Below are 18,188 nucleotides of genomic sequence, written 5' to 3'. Positions count from 1 at the left end.
CGTGCATCGAGGCGGCCACCGGGTCCACCACGAACGGGCCCACGTCGACCCGGTCCAGCACCTCGGCGACCGCCTCGATGATCGCCGCCGACGCCAGCATCCCGGTCTTGGCGGCGTTCACCCCGATGTCGGTGGCCACCGCCTCGATCTGCGCGGCCACCACCCCGGCGGGGATCTCGGTGTACCCGGTGACGCCCAGCGAGGTCTGCACGGTGACCGCGGTGACCGCCGTCATCCCGTGCACCCCGCACGCGAACAGCGCCCGCAGGTCGGCCTGCAGGCCCGCACCACCGCCGGAGTCGGACCCGGCGAGGGTGAGGACCCTGGGCGGGGTGGGCGCCACTACTCGACCACCGGCAGGTAGACCTTGCCGCCGCGGTCGCCGAACTCGTGCGACTTCTCCGACATGCCCGCCTCGATCGCCTCCACCGTGGACAGCCCGCGCTCCTCCGCGTACCGCCGCACGTCCTGGGTGATCTTCATCGAGCAGAACTTCGGCCCGCACATCGAGCAGAAGTGCGCCGTCTTCGCCGGCTCCGCGGGCAGCGTCTCGTCGTGGAACGACCTCGCGGTGTCCGGGTCCAGCGAGAGGTTGAACTGGTCCTCCCACCGGAACTCGAACCGCGCCCTCGACAGCGCGTCGTCCCAGTCCTGCGCGCCCGGGTGCCCCTTGGCCAGGTCGGCCGAGTGCGCCGCGATCTTGTACGTGATCACGCCGGTCTTCACGTCGTCCCGGTTCGGCAGGCCCAGGTGCTCCTTCGGCGTCACGTAGCACAGCATCGCCGTGCCCAGCCAGCCGATCTGCGCCGCGCCGATCGCGGACGTGATGTGGTCGTAGGCCGGCGCGATGTCCGTGGCCAGCGGGCCGAGGGTGTAGAACGGCGCCTCGCCGCACCACTCCTCCTCCAGTCGGACGTTCTCGGCGATCTTGTGCATCGGCACGTGGCCGGGGCCCTCGATCATGACCTGGACGTCCTTGGCGCGCGCGATGTGGGTGAGCTCGCCCAGCGTCCTGAGCTCGGCGAACTGCGCCTCGTCGTTGGCGTCCGCGATGGAGCCGGGCCGCAGCCCGTCGCCCAGCGAGAACGTCACGTCGTAGGTGCGCAGGATGTCGCAGAGCTCCTCGAAGTGCGTGTAGAGGAAGCTCTCCCTGTGGTGCGCGAGGCACCACGCGGCCATGATCGACCCACCGCGCGAGACGATGCCCGTGACGCGCTTCGCGGTGAGCGGCACGTACCGCAGCAGCACGCCCGCGTGCACGGTCATGTAGTCGACGCCCTGCTCGCACTGCTCGATCACGGTGTCGCGGTAGACCTCCCACGACAACGCCGCCGGGTCGCCGTTGACCTTCTCCAGGGCCTGGTAGATCGGCACGGTGCCGATGGGGACGGGGGAGTTGCGCAGGATCCACTCGCGCGTCTCGTGGATCCTCTTGCCGGTGGAGAGGTCCATGATCGTGTCGGCGCCCCAGCGGGCCGCCCACACCATCTTCTCGACCTCGTCCTCGATCGACGACGACACGGCGGAGTTGCCGATGTTGGCGTTGATCTTCACGAGGAACTTCTTGCCGATGATCATCGGCTCGGCCTCGGGGTGCCTGCGGTTCAACGGGATGACCGCGCGCCCGATGGCCACCTCGTCGCGCACGAACTCCGCGTCGAGGTTCTCCCGCGTCGCGATGTAGCGCATCTCCGGGGTGATGATCCCGGCCTTCGCGTACGCGAGCTGGCTGACAGCTCCGTTGATCGGTTCCCGTGCCGCGATCCACCCGGACCTGATGTCCGGGAGTCCACTGTGGACGTCGATGGTCGCGTTGTCGTCGGTATACGGACCGGAAGTGTCGTAGAGATCGACATGCTCGCCGTTGGTCAGCTCCACCCTGCGGTAGGGCACCCTGATGTCCGGGGACACCTCGCGGTACACCTTGCGCGAGCCCGAGATCGGGCCGGTGGTCACACTGGGCTCGACCGAACGGTCGTCAAGTGCCGTCACGACATTCCTCCCTACGCCGGCATTACCCGGTCAGGTTCAGGCGGTCGGTGACACCGGTCATGAGACCAGTCACCCTCTCAGCCCGCTCAGGCGCGAGCTCCCGCGTTCTTGTTGAGTTGTCGAGACCCGACCATAGTCAGAGCGCGCCGCAGCTGCCAAGGGCGGGGTTTGGCCCTAATGTTCTCCCTCGTGGCGGATCATCAGCCGTTCCCGCCCGGCGCGCGTCGCGGTCAACGTCCCGCCGTGGTCTCGGCATGCCCTTCGTGCGGTGAGCTGGCAGGACGCGGCTACCCCGACTGCGGCTTCTGCGCCGAGCTGCTCGACCAGTTCTGGCTCGCCGACTGGGAGGCGCTGCGGACGTCGTCGCAGCTCGCCGACCGGGAGCTGGCCGAGCTGGTGACCTCCTCCGACGTCGGCCAGTACCCGTGGACGTGCGTCGACTGGGCGATGACGCTGCTGGCGTGCTCCCGCTGCGGCGCGGAGCTCGGCACCGGGCCCGTCGAGTGCGTGCGGTGCGCCGTGACGGAGGAGCGCAGGTGGAGCTGGGACCACTCGGCCCACCCGAACACGATGAGCGCGAACGAGCACCTGCTCCGGGTCGCCCGCGCCGCCCTGCGCGCACCCCACCGGCGCCGTCCGGCCGTGGTGCAGGCCTGGCAGCTGGTGCTGCCGTTCCTGATCGCCGGTGAGGTGATCGAGTTCGGCCGGCTGGACCGGATCCGCGCGCACGTGCTGGCCGGCGGCTACGGGACGATGGCCGCCTGCCACACCCTGGACGAGCTGGCCGGGTTGCCCGAGCTGTTCTGGCGCCGGGGCGACACGATCTCAACGCGGGTCGAGTACCAGCCTGACTCCGAGCGCCAGCAGCACGCAGCCCGACAGCTTCTCGAGAGCCGGGCGGACCCGCGGGCGGCTGAGCCAGCCCCGGATCGTGTGCAGGACCGCCACGATGAGCAGGTACCAGAGCGTGTCGATGACGACCCAGCCGAGGGCGAGGAAGAGCAGAACCCCCTTGCCGGCCTCCCCGGCAGGCACGAACTGCGGTAGGAACGAGATCGCGAACACGCCGAGCTTCGGGTTGGCCAGGTTCACGACCAGGCCGCTGCGGAACGCGTGGCCGGCGGGCGGTGGCGCGCTGGTGGGCAGGCTCTTGCTGATCAGGGCCTTCACGCCGAGGTAGATCAGGAAGACGGCGCCGCCGATCCGCAGCGCGTGGTAGGCGATCTCGGACGCCGTGAGCAGCACGCTCACGCCCAGCGCCGTCGCGATCGCCCAGCACGCGACACCGGTCTCCATGCCGAACACCGTCGCCAGCGCGGCCTTCCGCCCGTGCACCGACTGTCGCAGGACCATGGCCGTGCCAGGTCCGGGCGACAGTGCGATGAGGAACGAGGCCGCGACGAAGGCGACGACGGTGTCGAGTGGCATGCCCTGAATGGTGGCTCAGGGGCGCAACTTTTTTCTTGACCTGGAGTGCGCTCCAGGATGTTCGGTGGACCCATGACTGATCTGGGGAAGTTGGGGTTCGGCACGTGGGCGATGGGCGGACCGTTCTGGGACGGTGCGCAGGCGGCGGGCTGGGGGCCGAGTGACGACGCGGAGTCGGTGAAGGCGTTGCGACGTGGCTTCGACCTGGGCGTCCGGTTGTTCGACACGGCCGACGTCTACGGGTGCGGGCACGCGGAGACGCTCGTGGGGCAAGCGTTTGCGGACGTGCGTGACCAGGTGGTGATCGCCACCAAGTGGGGCAACACGTTCGATGCCGCCAGCCGGCAGATGACCGGGTCGGACGCTTCTGTCCCGTACCTGCGCCGCGCGGTCGAGGCGTCGTTGCGGCGGTTGGGGACGGACTGGATCGACGTGCAGCAGCTGCACCTCGGCGGCCTCCCGGTGGAGCTGGCCGAGCCGTTGCGAGAAGCCTGCGAGGAGCTCGTGGCGGAGGGGAAGATCCGTTCGTACGGCTGGAGCACCGACGACGCGGAGCGGGCGGCGTTCTTCGGTGCGGGGGAGCACTGCACGGTCGTGCAGGCGGAGCTGAACGTGCTGGTCGACAACCCGGAGATCCGGGCGTTGGACCTCGACGTCCTGTGCCGGGGTCCGCTCGCGATGGGACTGCTGGCGCGGGAGTCGTTCGACGGGCAGCTCGGGGACGACGACGTGCGCGGCAAGGTGCCCGCGTGGATGAGGTTCTTCCGGGACGGACGGCCGGTGCCGGAGTTCGTCGCCGCCAGGGAGTCGGTGCGCGACGTGCTGACGTCGGGTGGGCGGACGCTGGCGCAGGGGGCGCTGGCCTGGCTGTGGGCGCGTTCTCCCCGGCTGGTGCCGATCCCGGGCGTCCGGACGGTGGCGCAGGCCGAGGAGAACGCGGGCGCGCTGGCGTTCGGGCCGTTGTCGGCCGACGAGTTGGAGCAGGTGGAGTCGGTGCTGAGGGGCTAGTCCTCGTCGTCGCCGAAGTTCGCGGGGTCGGCCGGGTCCCAGGAGAGGTCCGGCTGGTTCCAGTCGTTGTCGCGCAGCATCCGCTTCGACTCCTTCCTGTACCGGCCGATGAGGCGGTCGAGGTACGTGAAGCCGTTGAGGTGGTCGGTCTCGTGCTGCAGGCAACGCGCGAAGAAGCCGGTGCCCTCGACCTCGAACGGTTGCCCGTCGAGGTCGAGGCCGGTCACCTTCGCCCAACGGGCGCGTCCGGTCGGGTACGCCTCGCCGGGCACGCTCAGGCAGCCCTCGAAGTCGTCGTCCGGGTCCGGCATGGTCTCCGGGATCTCGGAGGTCTCCAGCACCGGGTTGCAGATCACGCCGCGGAACTGGTTGCCGTCGTCGTCCGGGCAGTCGTACACGAAGACGCGCAGGTCGATGCCGATCTGGTTGGCCGCGAGGCCGACTCCGCGAGCCGCCGCCATCGTCTCGAACATGTCGTCGACGAGCGCCTTCAGCCCGGTGTCGAACTCGGTGACCTCGCGCGCCGGGTTGTGGAGCACGGGGTCGCCAACGATGCGGATGCGGTGCACGGCCATGGGCAAACTTTAAGCGAGCCGAAACTGTCGGTGTCGCGCGGTAGGTTGGAACGATCACGTGATTGAATTGCCCGCACCCGAGATGGTGTGGCGACCGTGGGGAGCCAGATGGATCACACCGAGACGCTCACCTCCGCTGACGGCTTGACCAGCCGTGACCGCACGATGCTCGCGTTCGAGCGTCAGTGGTGGAAGTACTCGGGATCCAAGGAACAGGCCATCAGGGAACTGTTCGACATGTCCGCCACCCGCTATTACCAGCTGCTGAACGGCCTGATCGAGTCGGAAGCCGCGATGGCGGCCGACCCGATGCTGGTCAAGCGGCTGCGGGGAGTGCGGACAGGCCGCCAAAGGGTGCGCGCACGCGCCAGGAGCACCGAGGACCGATGACCTCCCCCGAGTCCGCAAGCCCGTCCCGCCCGGCCAAAGCAGCCGGCTTCGCCCTGCTCGGCGTCGCCGCCGTGGCGTTGGTGATCGGCGTCATCAGCCTGTTCGGCGGAGGGTCCGACTCCCCGCCGTCGGCTGAGGGATCGTCCACGACACCCCCGCCGGCGACGACGACGTCCGCCTCCGAGCCTTCTTCCGCCGCGCCCACGACACCGTCGTCGGCGCCGCCGTCCACGACCAGCGCCCCGACGTCCGCGCCGACAGCACCCAGCTCGTCCGCCGCCGTGCCGCCTCCGCCCGTCACCCAGGCGGGTGTCACCAAGGAGCCGGTCAGGGTCTACAACAACTCGACGATCACCGGCCTCGCGAGCAAGGCCTCCGACGAGGTCAGGGCCAACGGCTGGAACGTCGCCGAGACCGGTAACTACTCGCAGGGCACGATCCCGACCACGACCGTGTACTACCGCCCCGGCACGGCGGAGGAGGCGTCGGCCAAGGAGCTCGCGGCCGTGCTGCGCGCTCGGGTCGAGCCCCGGTTCAACGGCATCGAGTCGTCGGCACCCGGGATCATCCTGATCGTGACCAACGACTACCAGGGCGCGGCGAAGAGCAAGTAGGCCCGGCGGTCGGCGCGGCGCCGTTGCCTGCGGCGCCGCGACCTCGTGCCGTCCGCGCGGGTGCGCGCGGCCAGAGCCGTGCAGGCGACGGCGCCGTGGACCACGGCGTCGTCACCTCCTGCCCTCAGCGCCCCGCCGCGTACGCCGCCAGCGAGGCGAGCTGGGCGTGGTTGAGCGACGGGCGCACGACTTCGCGGGCCTTCGCCAGGTGGGCCTGCGTGACCTCGGCCGCGTCCAGCGACTCGCGCATCGCGGTCAGCGCCGCCTCGCGCACCAGGCCCGCGCAGTCCGCCGCCGAGTACATGTCCAGCTCACCGGCCAGCGCGGCCAGGTCCACGTCGCCGGACAGCGGCGTGTTGCGCGAGGCGGCCTTGAGGATCTCCGTGCGCGCGTCGGCGTCCGGCGGCGGCACGTAGACGAGGCGTTCCAGCCTGCCCGGCCGCAGCAGGGCCGGGTCGATCAGCTCCGGGCGGTTCGTCGCGGCGATCACCACGACGTCCCGCATCGGCTCCACGCCGTCGAGCTCGGTCAGCAGCGCGGCCACCACCCGGTCCGCCACGCCCGCGTCGGACGACTGGCCGCGGCGCGGGGCCAGTGCGTCGACCTCGTCGAGGAAGACCAGGGCGGGGGCCGCGTCCGAGGCGCGGCGGAAGAGCTCGCGGACCGCCCGTTCCGACTCGCCCACGAACTTGTCCATCAGCTCGGCGCCCTTGACCGTCAGGACGTTCAGCTGGCCGGAGCCCGCCAGCGCGCGGACCAGGAACGTCTTGCCGCATCCCGGCGGACCGTAGAGCAGCACGCCGCGTGGCGGGTCCACGCCCAGCCGGGCGAACGAGTCCGGGTAGCGCAACGGCCAGAGGGCCGCCTCGGTCAGCGACTGCTTGACCTCTTTCATGTCGCCGACGTCGTCCAGGGTCAGGCCACCCGTCTGGACCGTGTCGGAAGCCGACATCGAGATCGGCCGCACGGTGTTCAGCGCGCCCAGCAGATCCTCTTGTCCCACACGGGGTTCCGCCGCCTCGCGCTGCCGCAGCGCCGCCCGGACAGCAGCCTCGCGCCGGAGCGCGCACAGGTCAGCCGCGACGAACCCCGGTGCGCGGGCGGCCACCTCGCCGAAGTCCACATCGGACTCCAGCGGAACGTCGCGCAGCAGCACGCGCAGCAGCTCGGTCCGCCCGGCCGCGTCCGGCAGCGGAAGCGTCAGCTCGCGGTCCACCAGGTCCGGCGCGCGCAGCCGTGCGTCCACCGACTCGGCACGAGCCGAGGTGACCACCAGGGCGAGGTTGGGGCGCGACACAGCGGTGCGCAGGATGTCGAGCACGACGGTCGCGACCGGCGGCGGCGCGGTGGGCAGCAGCGAGTCGATGTCGGTGAGCAGCAGCACGGTGGGCCGCTCGGGCACTCCGGAGATCGCGTCACCCAGCTGCTTGGCCATCGCGCCCGGCTCCAGCACGGCGATGCTCGGCGCGGCCAGCTCGACGACGTCCGCGCCCACAGCCCTGGCCACGGCCCTGACGAGCGTCGCCTTGCCGACCCCCTCCGGCCCGCTGACCATGGCGGCGAGGCGGGCGGAGGCACCCAGCCTCGTCAGCAGCTCGGGCTGCCGGAACATCAGCTCCAGCCACTCGGTCAGGCGCTTGGCCTGCTCGCGTTGCCCCACGAGGTCCGCGACGGGCAACGCCTCGTGCTTCTCCTGCACCACCACGGGCGTCACCTCGGCGGCCGGCGCCGAGGCCGAACGCCACCCCACGACGCTGGACGGCCGCACGGCCACCGGTCCCGCGGGATCGGTGGAGGTGATGGTGATCAGCTCGTTCGTCCACGTCATGCCGATGGCGTTGGACAGCTTCCGCCGCGTCTCGGACACGTTCGCGCCGGGCGGCGGAGCGAGGTCCTGCGGCAGCAACGACACGTTGTCGCCCACCGTGAGCACCTTGCCGGTCAACGCCATGCGCACGTGGTCCGGCGTCAACGCGGTGGTGGCCAGCCGAGAGCCCGCGACGGTGATCGAACGGGCGGCCGCGACCTCGACCGGTGCCACGACGATCTCGGAGCCCTCGACGACGCCGAGGTTCGTGAGCGTGACGTCGTCGACCAGCACCACGCCAGGCGGCTGCTCACCGGCGGCGGCGAGGGCGGCACTGACGCGGGCGCCGGTGAGCTTCACGGCGTCCCAGGCGCGCAGGCCCAGGGCGTCGAGCACCTCGGGGTGGAGGCGGACGACACCGCGCCGGGTGTCCAGTGCGGACGGGGACAGGCGAGCCGTCAGCGTGATCACGACGACGACTCTAGTTGCTCACGGCGAAACGCGAGGTCTACCTGGGCGGAGTCTTCCTGGCCAGCCGTGCCGGTGTTCTCACGGAGGAACAGGCCGTTCGCACCTGACGTCACGGCCGGTGCCGGGGTCGCTTCAGAATGGTGAACTGGACGAGTTGGGACGTAGCCGGGTGATGCTGTGCATGCGTCAGGCGTGGGGGTGCCGGTGAGGTACGTGATCGCTTCTGCCACTGCTTCCAAGCTGGCCGTGATGGCGGACCGGCTCGGGAGCGCGGCCGAGTTCCGGATCGGAAGTGTCGCCGAGACCTGGCACGGCTGTTCCGCGATGGTGCTGTGGTGGCCGTTCGCCTACGAACGGCACGGCGGAACTCCGGAAGCCGGAATCGCGAAGGTTCTGCTGAACGTGCGCGACGACGCTCCGGAGCTCGTGCTGGCCACCCCGCCGGGACCTGGCCTCACCACCGGCCTCGATCCGGTGGAAGCCGATCGTGAGGCGTTCGCCTGCGCTGTTCTCGGTGCTTGCATCGGCGCGTACCGGAAAGAACTACCCGGCCAGGAGAACTCCACCGTTCTCATCCACCTGGAGGCCGCTGCTCTCGACCGGGGAGACGTGGAAGCCACGGCGTCGGGGATTGCTCGGGTTCTGAGGGAAGAAAACCGCGGGCCGGACACGATGAACGTGTCCGGCCCGCGGTCCGAGCAACCAACGAATCAGGGCTTCGACTGCCGCCGCAGCCCGAGCTGACGCCAAGACCGGCGCCGGTTCCCGGCCGTGGGAGCCGCACCTTCCGCCGCAGCGGCGGTAGATGGATCACGCCGAGGGCGACGCACAGCCCGAATGGCAGCACCGGCCACACGACCGCGCAATGGCTGACGCAGGCCGAGACGACGAGCAGCCACCCCGTGCGCCCGCTTGATCGCGCGACGCTCCACGCCCGTGACGGTCCACGCCTCGGGGTGCTTGGACAGCCACATGTATCGCCGCACCGAGTAGGGCAGGTGCGCCAGGTACACGACCATCGCGATGATCAAAGCCACCAGCGGGTACGTGATGACGGCGGCGGCGAGCAGGCCGACGACGACCAGCAGCGGCGCGACCGCGCGCGGCGGCACCTTCACGGTCTTCACCGACAGGGTCGGGATCCGCGACACGAGCAGGATCGCGACCACGACCGTCCAGGCGCCGACGACGTAGGGCGAGTTCCACCAGCCGTCGGTGCGGACCTGCTCCTCGATGATCAGGGGGAGCAGCAGCAGCAACCCGCCCGCGGGAGCCGGGACGCCGACGAAGAACTCCTTCGCGAACGGCGGTTGTTCCTTCTCCAGCAGCGTGTTGAAGCGGGCCAGGCGGACCACCATGCAGACCGCGTAGATCAGCGCGATGACCCAGCCGGCGCGGTTGCCCTCGAACTTCCAGAGGTAGATCGCGAGGGCGGGCGCGACGCCGAACGAGATGGCGTCGGCCAGCGAGTCCAGCTCCGCGCCCATCTTCGACGTCGCGTCCAGCAGGCGGGCGATGCGGCCGTCCAGGCCGTCGAACACGGCCGCTGCCGCGATCGAGGCGATGGCCGCGCCCCACATGCCGACGTTCGCGAAGTGCACCGCGGACAGGCCGGCGCACATCGCCAGGACCGTGATCGCGTTCGGCAGCAGGCGAACGCCGGGCCCGCTGGGCGCCATCAGGCTTCCGGAAGTTCGGCGAGAACGGTCTCCCCGCCGATCGTGCGCTGGCCGGCCTCGACCAGGACGCGGCTGCCGCGCGGCACGTAGAGGTCCACGCGCGAGCCGAAGCGGATCAGGCCGTAGGTCTGCCCGGCGGCGACCTTCTCGCCCTCGGCGACCTCGCACACGATGCGGCGCGCGACCAGGCCGGCGATCTGCACGACCACCAGGTCGTGACCGGTGAGAGTGCGCAGCCAGACGGTGTTGCGCTCGTTCTCCTCGGACGCCTTGTCGAGGTCGGCCGACAGGAACTTGCCGGGGTGGTACGAGACCTGGACGACCTCGCCGTCCGCGGGCACGCGCTGCACGTGCACGTCGAAGACCGAGAGGAACACGCTGACGCGCGTCATCGGCTGGGAGCCCAGACCGAGCTCGGCGGGCGGGACGGCGTCGACCACGTGCGAGACGGTGCCGTCGGCCGGGGCCACGGCGATGTTCGGACGGGTCGGCGTCACACGCCTCGGCTCGCGGAAGAACCACGCCACCCACGCCGTGACCAGGCCGAGGACGACGCCGAGCCGCTTGAAGCGCAGCCGGACGAGGAGGGTCGCGATCGCCGCACCGGCGACGAACGGGCGCCCTGCCGGGTGCATCGGCGGCACCATGCCGCGCGCGAGTTCGAGGAAGTGGGAGACGGGCTTCTCGCTGCTCATCGTGTCTGTGAGTTCCGTAGCTTCGGTGGGTTGTCGGGCGGCATCACGCTACGGCAACACGCCGAACCGCCCATAAGGACTGCCGGAAAGACAAGTGGCCGGTCGGCCCGTGCATCCCCCGACGAACGCACGCGCCGACCGGCGCCTGCTACTAGTGTAATCCCCGTCACATGGCCTGAACAACGTCGTTGGGTGAGCGTTCCGTCACACTCCGTCCACGCCGATCGCGCGCAGCCGCAGCCGCAGCTCGGGCACGCGGTTGGCGTCTCGCACCGCCGGGGCGACCAGATCGTCCGGGTAGACCGCAGCTCCGTCGCGCAGGCGCAGCGCGAACATGCCGCCCCAGTTGAGTTCCAGCGTCGCGCGGTCGGCCGAGACGAGCTGGTGGGCGACCGCGCAGGCCAGCAGTTCCGTCACGGTCTCGACGGCCGCCTCGTGGACCTGCCCTGGAGTCAGCGAGGCGTCCACCGGCGCCCCGGTCAGCTTGAGCAGATCACCCCGCTCCAGCGCCGCCAGCACGTCGGTCAGCCTCTCACCGACCTTGCTCACCCTGCCCGCGTGCCGCAGCGCCTCCGCGTAGCGCCGCACCTGCGCGGCACCGCTGAGCCCGACGAGCTCCTCCCACGTCGCGAACGGTCCCTCGACGCCCATGAGCGTCGACACCGCCTCCCGCGGGACGCCGGAGAGCAGCGTCCAGCCCGGCCGTTCGTCGATGGGGACGTCGTCGCTGCTCAGCGAGGCCATCGCGGCCACCCGCTCGCGGACCGGCGGATGGCTGTCGAACACCGACGCCGGTTCGCGCTCGGCCAGCACGCGCTCCAGGTCGCGCAGGTCGTGCACGCGCCGGGGGTGGCCGAGGTAGGAGCGGAAACCGTCGAGCAACGGCGGCGTGCGCCCGGCCATGACCGCCAGCGACACGTAGTGCGCGAGGTAGTCGCCCCACGCCTCGCCCACCGGTCCGATGCGCAGCAACGCCCGCCGTGCCGCGTCACGGCCTGCCGCGGCGACGGCCATCTCGTCGGCGAACCGCTCGTGGTCGCGGCTTTCCGACGCCGCGACCAGCGCGTAGAGGTGGGCCCACGCGCTGAGCAGGCCGAACACCCGGTCCTCGCGCATCGACAGCTCCAGTGCGAGCTTCGCCCGGTAGGTCATCGACGCCAGCCGGGTGTGGCCGCCGCCGTAGTGGCCGAACTCGTGGGCCAGCACCGACCGCAGCTCGCCGACGCTCAGCCCCGCCACCAGCGGCAGGCCGAGCTCCAGGTAGCGCTCGCCACGGCGTTCCCAGACGCTCGCGTTCGCGCCGTCGACGAGCCGGATGTCGTCCGGGCCGCGGGTGCCCGCGAGGCGCGCCAGCTCGTCGACGTGCCGCCACAGTTGGGGGTGGTTCTCGCGGGACATCGCGAACCCGCTCGGCTCCGGCCGCGCGAAGAGCGCCCGCACCGTCGCCCACAGCGCCGGTCCGCCCAGCGCCACGGCGACGACGAGCATCCAGGCTCCGCTTTCGGCGTCGCCGACCGAGAACCGCCAGACCGCGAGCGCCGTCAGGCCGCCCGCCAGCGCCACCGCGAGCACGAAGAAGCCCGCCAGCACCACCAGCGCCAGTACCGCTCTCATCCCTCTGCCCCCGGACGGCCGTCCCTACTGCAGGTATCTCACGGTGACCTCGGCTCCCGCGGCCAGTTCCGTGACGTCCTCCGGCACCTCGATCAGGCAGTTCGACAGCGCGAGCGCCGACAGCAGGTGCGACCCCGGCCCGCCCACCGGCGTCACGACCTGGCCGGACGACGGGTCGTACAGACCGCGCCGGAACTGCGTCCTCCCCGCGGGGGACGTCAGCGGAGCCGACACGGTCGCGCGGACGGTCGTCCGTTCGACCTGCGTGTGGCCCATCGACCTGAGCAGCGCCGGCCGCACGAACACCTCGAACGACACCTGCGCGCTCACCGGGTTGCCCGGCAGCGTCAGCACCGGCAGGCCCTCGTACCGGCCGGAACCCTGCGGACCGCCTGGCTGCATCGCGACCTTGGTGAACGTCACGTCGTGGCTCGCGAGTGCGTCCTTGACCACCTCGTACGCGCCCGCGCTGACCCCGCCGGACGTCACGATCACGTCCACCGAGCCGAGGTAGGGCCTGAGGGCGTCGTGGAACGCGTCCACGTCGTCCGGCACGAACCGCAGCTGCACGGCGACGGCCCCCGCGTCCCGCACGGCGGAGGCGAGCATCATGCCGTTCGACTCGTAGATCTGCCCCGGCCGCAACGGCTGTCCCGGCTCGACCAGCTCGGAGCCCGTCGACAGGACCAGCACGCGCGGCCGGCGGCGCACCGGCAGCTCGGCGAGCCCGAGCGCGGAGGCGAGACCGAGGGTGGACGGGCGCAGCACGGTGCCCGCGACCAGCACCGGGTCGCCTTCACCCACGTCGTCGCCGGCGGTGCGGATGTTCGCGCCGGCCTCGACGGCCCGGTTGACGGTCACGGTCTCCGTGCCGGCGTCGGTCCACTCGACCTGGACCACCGCGTCCGCGCCGGGCGGCACCGGGGCGCCCGTCATGATCCGCTGCACCGTGCCGGGCTCCAGCGGGTTCAGCTCCACGCGGCCCGCCGGGATGTCGTCGGCGACCGGGAGCCGGACCGGGAGCCCACCGGCCAGGTCGGCGGCGCGCACCGCGTACCCGTCCATCGCGGAGTTGTCGAACGGCGGCAGGGAGAGCGGCGCGATGACGTCGGCGGCGAGCACGAGCCCGAGGCACTCCTCGAGCGGCAGCCACAGCACGGGCATCAGCCCGACGAGCTCCGCGACGCGTTGGCGGTGTTCGGCGACAGAGGTGGGGGACACGACTGCATACTGCCAACGTCGCGCCGGTCGTGACGATCGATTGCGCAGTTCTTCACCGGAGGTGTTGTTCGTGCAGGTCCGGACCAGGCACACACCGACGTTCGGCGTGGCGAGACTCGTGCTCGCGCCCGGCGAGATGGTGCTGGTCGACCCCATGACCATCGCGGCCACCAGCTACGGGCTCGCGGTCGAGGTGAAGGGCGCGGGAGCGAAGGCCGTGGCGCTGTGCACGGCGGGCGTGGAGGGCGGCTGGATCGACGCGGCGCCCGTGCTGCCCGGCGACCTGCACCTCGTCGAGCTCGACGGCAAGCACGGCTGGTGCGTCTCCCGGTACGGCTGGGTCGCGTCCGGCAGCACCGTGGCGATGAACCCCGAGTCGGCGCTCATGAAGGCGCTCTTCGGCGGCGCCGAGGGCTTCCTGAACCACGCGCACGGCCAGGGCACCGTCGTGCTGGCCTGCTGCGGCGCTCTCGACCTCGTGACGCTGGCGACCGGGGAGGCCGTGACCATCAGCAGCGATCACGTCGTGGCGTTCGCGGACACCCTGCAATGCAGGCTCCGCCCGTCGGTGCCCGATGGCGCGCAATCCATTCACACCGGCGAGGGCCTGGTGTTCGACTTCGCCGGTCCCGGTGCCGTCATCACCCAGACGCGCGGACCCCGCCGGCTCACCACCTGGTTGCGCGCCAACGGAGTCAGCTCGCGTTCATGACTCCGTAAGGAGGTATCCGCGTGACTTTTCTTCTTTTAGCGTTGCGTTCTGCCTGCGTGATCTGAAGGAGGACGCCTTGGCTCTCGGTACCGTCAAGTGGTTCAACTCCGAAAAGGGATACGGCTTCATCGCAACCGACGGAGGGCCCGACGTGTTCGTGCACTACTCGGCGATCCAGATGGAAGGCTTCCGGACCCTCTCCGAGGGTGACCGCGTGGAGTTCGAGGTGCAGGCGGGCCGGGACGGGCGCAGCCAGGCGTCGGACGTCCGGCGGGCCGGGTAGGGCCACTTCGATCACAGCTTGGACCGACCAGGGGCACGGGGATCTCGGCGGGCGTTAGGCTGCCTCGCGTGTCTGAGGACCTGAGCGGACGGCGGATCGCCCACTACCGGATCGACGGCGTGCTCGGCCGCGGTGGGATGAGCGTGACCTACCGGGCCACGGACGTGAGGCTCGGCCGCAAGGTCGCGCTCAAGGTCATCGGTGAGCACCTGGCGCCCGACGCGGAGTTCCGCGAGCGGTTCGTCGACGAGGCGCGCAACACCTCCGCCATCGACCACGCGAACATCGTGCCGCTGTACGACTTCGACGAGGTCGACGGCCTGCTGTACATCGCCATGCGGCTCGTGGACGGCCAGGACCTGGCCGGTCACATCAAGGAGGGGCCGCTCACCCCCGCGCGCACGCTGACGCTGCTCGCCCAGGTGGCGGAGGCGCTCGACATGCTGCACGGCAAGGGGCTCGTGCACCTCGACGTGAAACCGGCGAACGTGCTGGTCACCACCAAGGAGGGCGTGCGCGAGCACGTCTACGTCGCCGACTTCGGCCTGACCCGCCGCGGCGCCACCGGCCACCGCACCCGTACGGGTGATTTCCTCGGCTCGCCGACCTACGCGGCGCCGGAACACCTGCGCGGCGAGCCCGTCGACGGCCGCACCGACCAGTACGCGCTGGCCTGCATGCTGTTCGCCTGCCTGTCCGGCCGCCCGCCGTTCCAGGGCGGCGTGCAGGAGGTCATCGCGGGCCACCTCGGCCAGACCGTTCCGGCGTTGTCGCAGCTCGTGGCGTTGCCGCCGGCGATCGACGAGGTGATCCGCAAGGGCACCTCGAAGGACCCGTCGCAGCGGTACGCGAGCTGCGCCGACCTGATCGCCGCCGCCCGCGTCGCCCTCTCCGGGGTCGCGCTCGGCTCGGCTCCCGCTCCACTGGGGCCGCAGTCCGGCTCGGTCCCCGCCCAGTCGCCGGTGTCGGGGCCGATGCAGCAGCAGAACCCGTACCAGGTCGGCTACCAGCAGCAACCGCTGTCCGACCCGGTCCGCCTGCGCCCGCCGAACCAGGTGGGCGTGAGCGCGTTCACGTCGGGACGCAAGGAACGGCCCGCGTGGTTCGCGCCGGTCATCGCGGCCGCGGTGGCGATCGTGGTGATCGTCATCGTGGTGATCATCCTGTCACCCGGCGACGAACCCGCACGTCAGCCCAAGACGAACTCCTCTCCGACGCTGAACATCGGCGACGAGGGCTCGACCTCGCGCAAGCCGCTGCCCACCTCCGTGCCGGTGCGCACGTCACGCTGAGAGTCGCCTGAGTGCGCTTGCACTCGACCGTGCCGAGTGCTAAACACGAACTAGCACTCGGCACAGTCGAGTGCCAAAGCAGTGAGGCTGGGACGGTGAGGCCCTCCGGGGTCGTCCGTCGCGGGCACCAACCTGGCCACTGCACCGTGTTCCGCTGTGGGCGTGTGCCCGCAGTGGCCCAGAATCCACAAAGGCGGAGGAACACACCGCAATGGCCAAGATGATTGCGTTCGATGAGGAAGCCCGTCGCGGACTCGAGCGCGGGATGAACATCCTCGCTGACGCCGTCAAGGTGACGCTCGGCCCGAAGGGCCGCAACGTCGTGCTCGAGAAGAAGTGGGGCGCGCCGACCATCACCAACGATGGTGTCTCCATCGCGAAGGAGATCGAGCTCGAAGACCCGTGGGAGAAGATCGGGGCCGAGCTCGTCAAGGAGGTCGCGAAGAAGACCGACGACGTCGCGGGTGACGGCACCACCACCGCGACCGTGCTCGCCCAGGCTCTGGTCCGCGAGGGCCTGCGCAACGTGGCGGCGGGCGCCAACCCGCTGGGCCTCAAGCGCGGCATCGAGCAGGCCGTCGAGGCGATCGCCGAGCAGCTCCTGAAGGCCGCCAAGGAGATCGAGACGAAGGAGCAGATCGCTGCTACCGCGTCCATCTCCGCCGCTGACTCCACGATCGGCGAGCTCATCGCCGAGGCGATGGACAAGGTCGGCAAGGAAGGCGTCATCACCGTCGAGGAGAGCAACACCCTGGGGCTCGAGCTCGAGCTCACCGAGGGCATGCGCTTCGACAAGGGCTACATCTCCGGTTACTTCGTGACCGACCCCGAGCGCCAGGAAGCGGTCCTCGAGGACCCGTACATCCTGCTGTTCGGCTCCAAGATCTCCACGGTCAAGGACCTGCTCCCGCTCCTGGAGAAGGTCATGCAGGGCGGCAAGCCGCTGCTGATCATCTCCGAGGACGTCGAGGGCGAGGCCCTGGCGACCCTGGTCGTCAACAAGATCCGTGGCACCTTCAAGTCCGTCGCCGTCAAGGCGCCCGGCTTCGGTGACCGCCGCAAGGCCATCCTCCAGGACATCGCCACCCTCACCGGTGGCCAGGTCATCACCGAGGACGTCGGCCTGAAGCTGGAGAACGCCGACATCTCGCTGCTGGGCAAGGCCCGCAAGGTCGTCGTCACCAAGGACGAGACGACCATCGTCGAGGGTGCCGGTGACGCCGACCAGATCCAGGGTCGCGTCAACCAGATCCGCGCCGAGATCGAGAAGTCGGACTCCGACTACGACCGCGAGAAGCTCCAGGAGCGCCTCGCCAAGCTCGCCGGTGGCGTCGCCGTCATCAAGGCGGGCGCGGCCACCGAGGTCGAGCTCAAGGAGCGCAAGCACCGCATCGAAGACGCGGTCCGCAACGCCAAGGCCGCCGTCGAGGAGGGCATCGTCGCCGGTGGTGGCGTCGCGCTGCTCCAGGCCGCCGAGGCCGCCTTCGCGGGCCTGAAGCTCACGGGCGACGAGGCCACTGGCGCGAACATCGTCAAGGTCGCCGTCGAGGCTCCGCTGAAGCAGATCGCCATCAACGCCGGCCTCGAAGGCGGCGTCGTGGTCGAGCGCGTCAAGTCCCTCCCCGCGGGTGAGGGCCTGGACGCCGCGACCGGCGAGTACAAGGACCTGATCGCCGCGGGCATCATCGACCCGGCCAAGGTCACGCGCTCCGCGCTGCAGAACGCCGCGTCCATCGCCGCGCTGTTCCTGACGACCGAGGCGGTCGTCGCGGACAAGCCGGAGAAGAACGCCGCTCCCGCCGCTCCGGACGCCGGCGGCATGGACTTCTGAGTCCGTCCGCTCCGCTCCACCTCCGAAAGGCCCGGTTCGCTTCGGCGAGCCGGGCCTTTCGGCTGTTCTGGGGGCGCTCGGGGTGCGCCGGGCGCGGGTTCAGGAGCGGGCCGGGGCGTGCCAGGGGCGGGCTGGAGTCGGGCCTGGGGCAGGTAGGCGCGTGTCGGGGCGAGCCAGGCGCGTGCGGCTCGGCTTGCGTGCGTTGGTCGTGTCCCAGCACGGCTCGTCAGGCCTGTCCTGGTCATCGCTCGAGAACGCCCTACGGTCGGTCCGCACGACGAGCCCGACACCCTGATCGAAGTCGCCGTGGCGAATCCCGAACGAGTGGGTGCCCTGCTGTTCCTCAGCCCGGAGTCCTGGGAACCGCCCGCGGAAGGAACACCTCGACCGGGGTGTACGCCACCCGTGGCGAGCAATCCGCTGCGAAATCGCCGACGTTGTACATCGACACGGACACGAGGACGCCATTCCCGGCGAATGCGGCAATCCCGATCGATCGCATTTTCGCGGCACTGGAGGAATTCCACCAGACAGGTGAGCGCCCGACTTGCGTGGACCTTGCCGGGATCGGGCGGG

At 70.7% G+C, this 18,188-nt stretch carries 19 protein-coding genes and 1 riboswitch; of the genes, 9 read left to right on the top strand and 10 right to left on the bottom strand.

The annotated features are described in order from the left end of the window. The 4 genes from VM306_RS02200 to VM306_RS02185 all read right to left on the bottom strand — a co-directional run. A partial coding sequence (locus VM306_RS02200; RefSeq protein WP_325510500.1) for a bifunctional hydroxymethylpyrimidine kinase/phosphomethylpyrimidine kinase occupies positions 1–343 on the bottom strand: 343 nt, incomplete at its 3' end. Continuing rightward, positions 343–1,992 (bottom strand): phosphomethylpyrimidine synthase ThiC, encoded by a 1,650-nt coding sequence (gene thiC / locus VM306_RS02195; protein WP_325510499.1) that lies wholly within the window; start codon positions 1,990–1,992, stop codon positions 343–345. The genes thiC and VM306_RS02200, both read right to left, overlap by 1 nt. Beyond that, a riboswitch (TPP riboswitch) is annotated at positions 1,984–2,106 on the bottom strand. It overlaps the preceding gene by 9 nt. A gap of 173 nt (positions 2,107–2,279) precedes the next feature. Then, the gene (locus VM306_RS02190) at positions 2,280–2,561 is read right to left on the bottom strand and encodes a hypothetical protein (RefSeq protein ID WP_325510498.1); all 282 of its coding nucleotides are present in this window, start codon (positions 2,559–2,561) and stop codon (positions 2,280–2,282) included. Between the two features lie 256 nt (positions 2,562–2,817). Beyond that, positions 2,818–3,420 carry a LysE family translocator gene (locus VM306_RS02185; protein ID WP_325510497.1) on the bottom strand — a complete coding sequence of 201 codons (603 nt, stop codon included), beginning with the start codon at positions 3,418–3,420 and terminating at the stop codon, positions 2,818–2,820. Between the two features lie 72 nt (positions 3,421–3,492). Between VM306_RS02185 and VM306_RS02180 the strand changes: the two genes are divergently transcribed. Next, on the top strand, positions 3,493–4,428 hold the full coding sequence (locus VM306_RS02180; RefSeq protein ID WP_325510496.1) for an aldo/keto reductase: 936 nt from the start codon (positions 3,493–3,495) through the stop codon (positions 4,426–4,428). Here the strand turns inward: VM306_RS02180 and VM306_RS02175 are convergent. Further along, positions 4,425–5,003, bottom strand: coding sequence for a peptide deformylase (locus VM306_RS02175; RefSeq protein ID WP_325510495.1), 579 nt, complete (start codon positions 5,001–5,003; stop codon positions 4,425–4,427). The two genes, VM306_RS02180 and VM306_RS02175, sit on opposite strands and share 4 nt — an antisense overlap. Before the next feature lie 108 nt (positions 5,004–5,111). On the opposite strand from VM306_RS02175, the gene VM306_RS02170 reads away from it, so the two are divergent. Both VM306_RS02170 and VM306_RS02165 read left to right on the top strand, forming a co-directional pair. After that, complete coding sequence (locus VM306_RS02170; protein ID WP_325510494.1) at positions 5,112–5,393, top strand: DUF3263 domain-containing protein; 282 nt, start codon at positions 5,112–5,114, stop codon at positions 5,391–5,393. Next, positions 5,390–6,007, top strand: coding sequence for a LytR C-terminal domain-containing protein (locus VM306_RS02165; RefSeq protein ID WP_325510493.1), 618 nt, complete (start codon positions 5,390–5,392; stop codon positions 6,005–6,007). Before VM306_RS02170 ends, VM306_RS02165 begins: the two co-directional genes overlap by 4 nt. Positions 6,008–6,131: 124 nt before the next feature. On the opposite strand, the gene VM306_RS02160 is transcribed toward VM306_RS02165, so the two are convergent. Continuing rightward, positions 6,132–8,285 carry an AAA family ATPase gene (locus VM306_RS02160; protein WP_325510492.1) on the bottom strand — a complete coding sequence of 718 codons (2,154 nt, stop codon included), beginning with the start codon at positions 8,283–8,285 and terminating at the stop codon, positions 6,132–6,134. A 204-nt stretch (positions 8,286–8,489) separates the two neighbouring features. On the opposite strand from VM306_RS02160, the gene VM306_RS02155 reads away from it, so the two are divergent. Beyond that, entirely contained in the window at positions 8,490–9,029 is a 540-nt protein-coding gene (locus VM306_RS02155; protein WP_325510491.1) for a hypothetical protein, read from the top strand. On the opposite strand, the gene pssA is transcribed toward VM306_RS02155, so the two are convergent. The 4 genes from pssA to glp form a co-directional block, all read right to left on the bottom strand. Next, positions 8,996–9,964, bottom strand: coding sequence for a CDP-diacylglycerol--serine O-phosphatidyltransferase (pssA, locus tag VM306_RS02150; RefSeq protein ID WP_325510490.1), 969 nt, complete (start codon positions 9,962–9,964; stop codon positions 8,996–8,998). The genes VM306_RS02155 and pssA overlap by 34 nt on opposite strands. After that, complete coding sequence (locus VM306_RS02145; RefSeq protein ID WP_325510489.1) at positions 9,964–10,659, bottom strand: phosphatidylserine decarboxylase; 696 nt, start codon at positions 10,657–10,659, stop codon at positions 9,964–9,966. The genes pssA and VM306_RS02145 overlap by 1 nt, the downstream gene beginning before the upstream one ends. A 204-nt stretch (positions 10,660–10,863) precedes the next feature. Next, positions 10,864–12,273, bottom strand: a complete 1,410-nt coding sequence (locus VM306_RS02140) for a M48 family metallopeptidase (RefSeq protein ID WP_325510488.1) — start codon at positions 12,271–12,273, stop codon at positions 10,864–10,866. A 24-nt stretch (positions 12,274–12,297) separates the two neighbouring features. Continuing rightward, the gene (gene glp / locus VM306_RS02135) at positions 12,298–13,494 is read right to left on the bottom strand and encodes a gephyrin-like molybdotransferase Glp (protein ID WP_325510487.1); all 1,197 of its coding nucleotides are present in this window, start codon (positions 13,492–13,494) and stop codon (positions 12,298–12,300) included. A 70-nt stretch (positions 13,495–13,564) separates the two neighbouring features. Between glp and VM306_RS02130 the strand changes: the two genes are divergently transcribed. From VM306_RS02130 to VM306_RS02110, 5 genes are all read left to right on the top strand, one after another. After that, positions 13,565–14,206, top strand: coding sequence for an AIM24 family protein (locus VM306_RS02130; protein ID WP_325510486.1), 642 nt, complete (start codon positions 13,565–13,567; stop codon positions 14,204–14,206). A 76-nt stretch (positions 14,207–14,282) separates the two neighbouring features. Further along, on the top strand, positions 14,283–14,489 hold the full coding sequence (locus tag VM306_RS02125) for a cold-shock protein (protein ID WP_030470913.1): 207 nt from the start codon (positions 14,283–14,285) through the stop codon (positions 14,487–14,489). Between the two features lie 68 nt (positions 14,490–14,557). Next, positions 14,558–15,781 carry a serine/threonine-protein kinase gene (locus tag VM306_RS02120; protein ID WP_325510485.1) on the top strand — a complete coding sequence of 408 codons (1,224 nt, stop codon included), beginning with the start codon at positions 14,558–14,560 and terminating at the stop codon, positions 15,779–15,781. 211 nt (positions 15,782–15,992) lie between these two features. Then, entirely contained in the window at positions 15,993–17,612 is a 1,620-nt protein-coding gene (gene groL, locus VM306_RS02115) for a chaperonin GroEL (RefSeq protein ID WP_325510484.1), read from the top strand. A gap of 392 nt (positions 17,613–18,004) precedes the next feature. Then, positions 18,005–18,188, top strand: a 184-nt coding sequence (locus tag VM306_RS02110) for an Imm1 family immunity protein (RefSeq protein ID WP_325510483.1), incomplete at its 3' end; no start/stop codon positions are given.

Origin of the sequence: Lentzea sp. (genome assembly GCF_035525475.1) — a bacterium.
In the GTDB taxonomy this organism is placed as follows: domain Bacteria; phylum Actinomycetota; class Actinomycetes; order Mycobacteriales; family Pseudonocardiaceae; genus Lentzea.
This window is presented reverse-complemented; position numbering and strand designations above follow the sequence as displayed.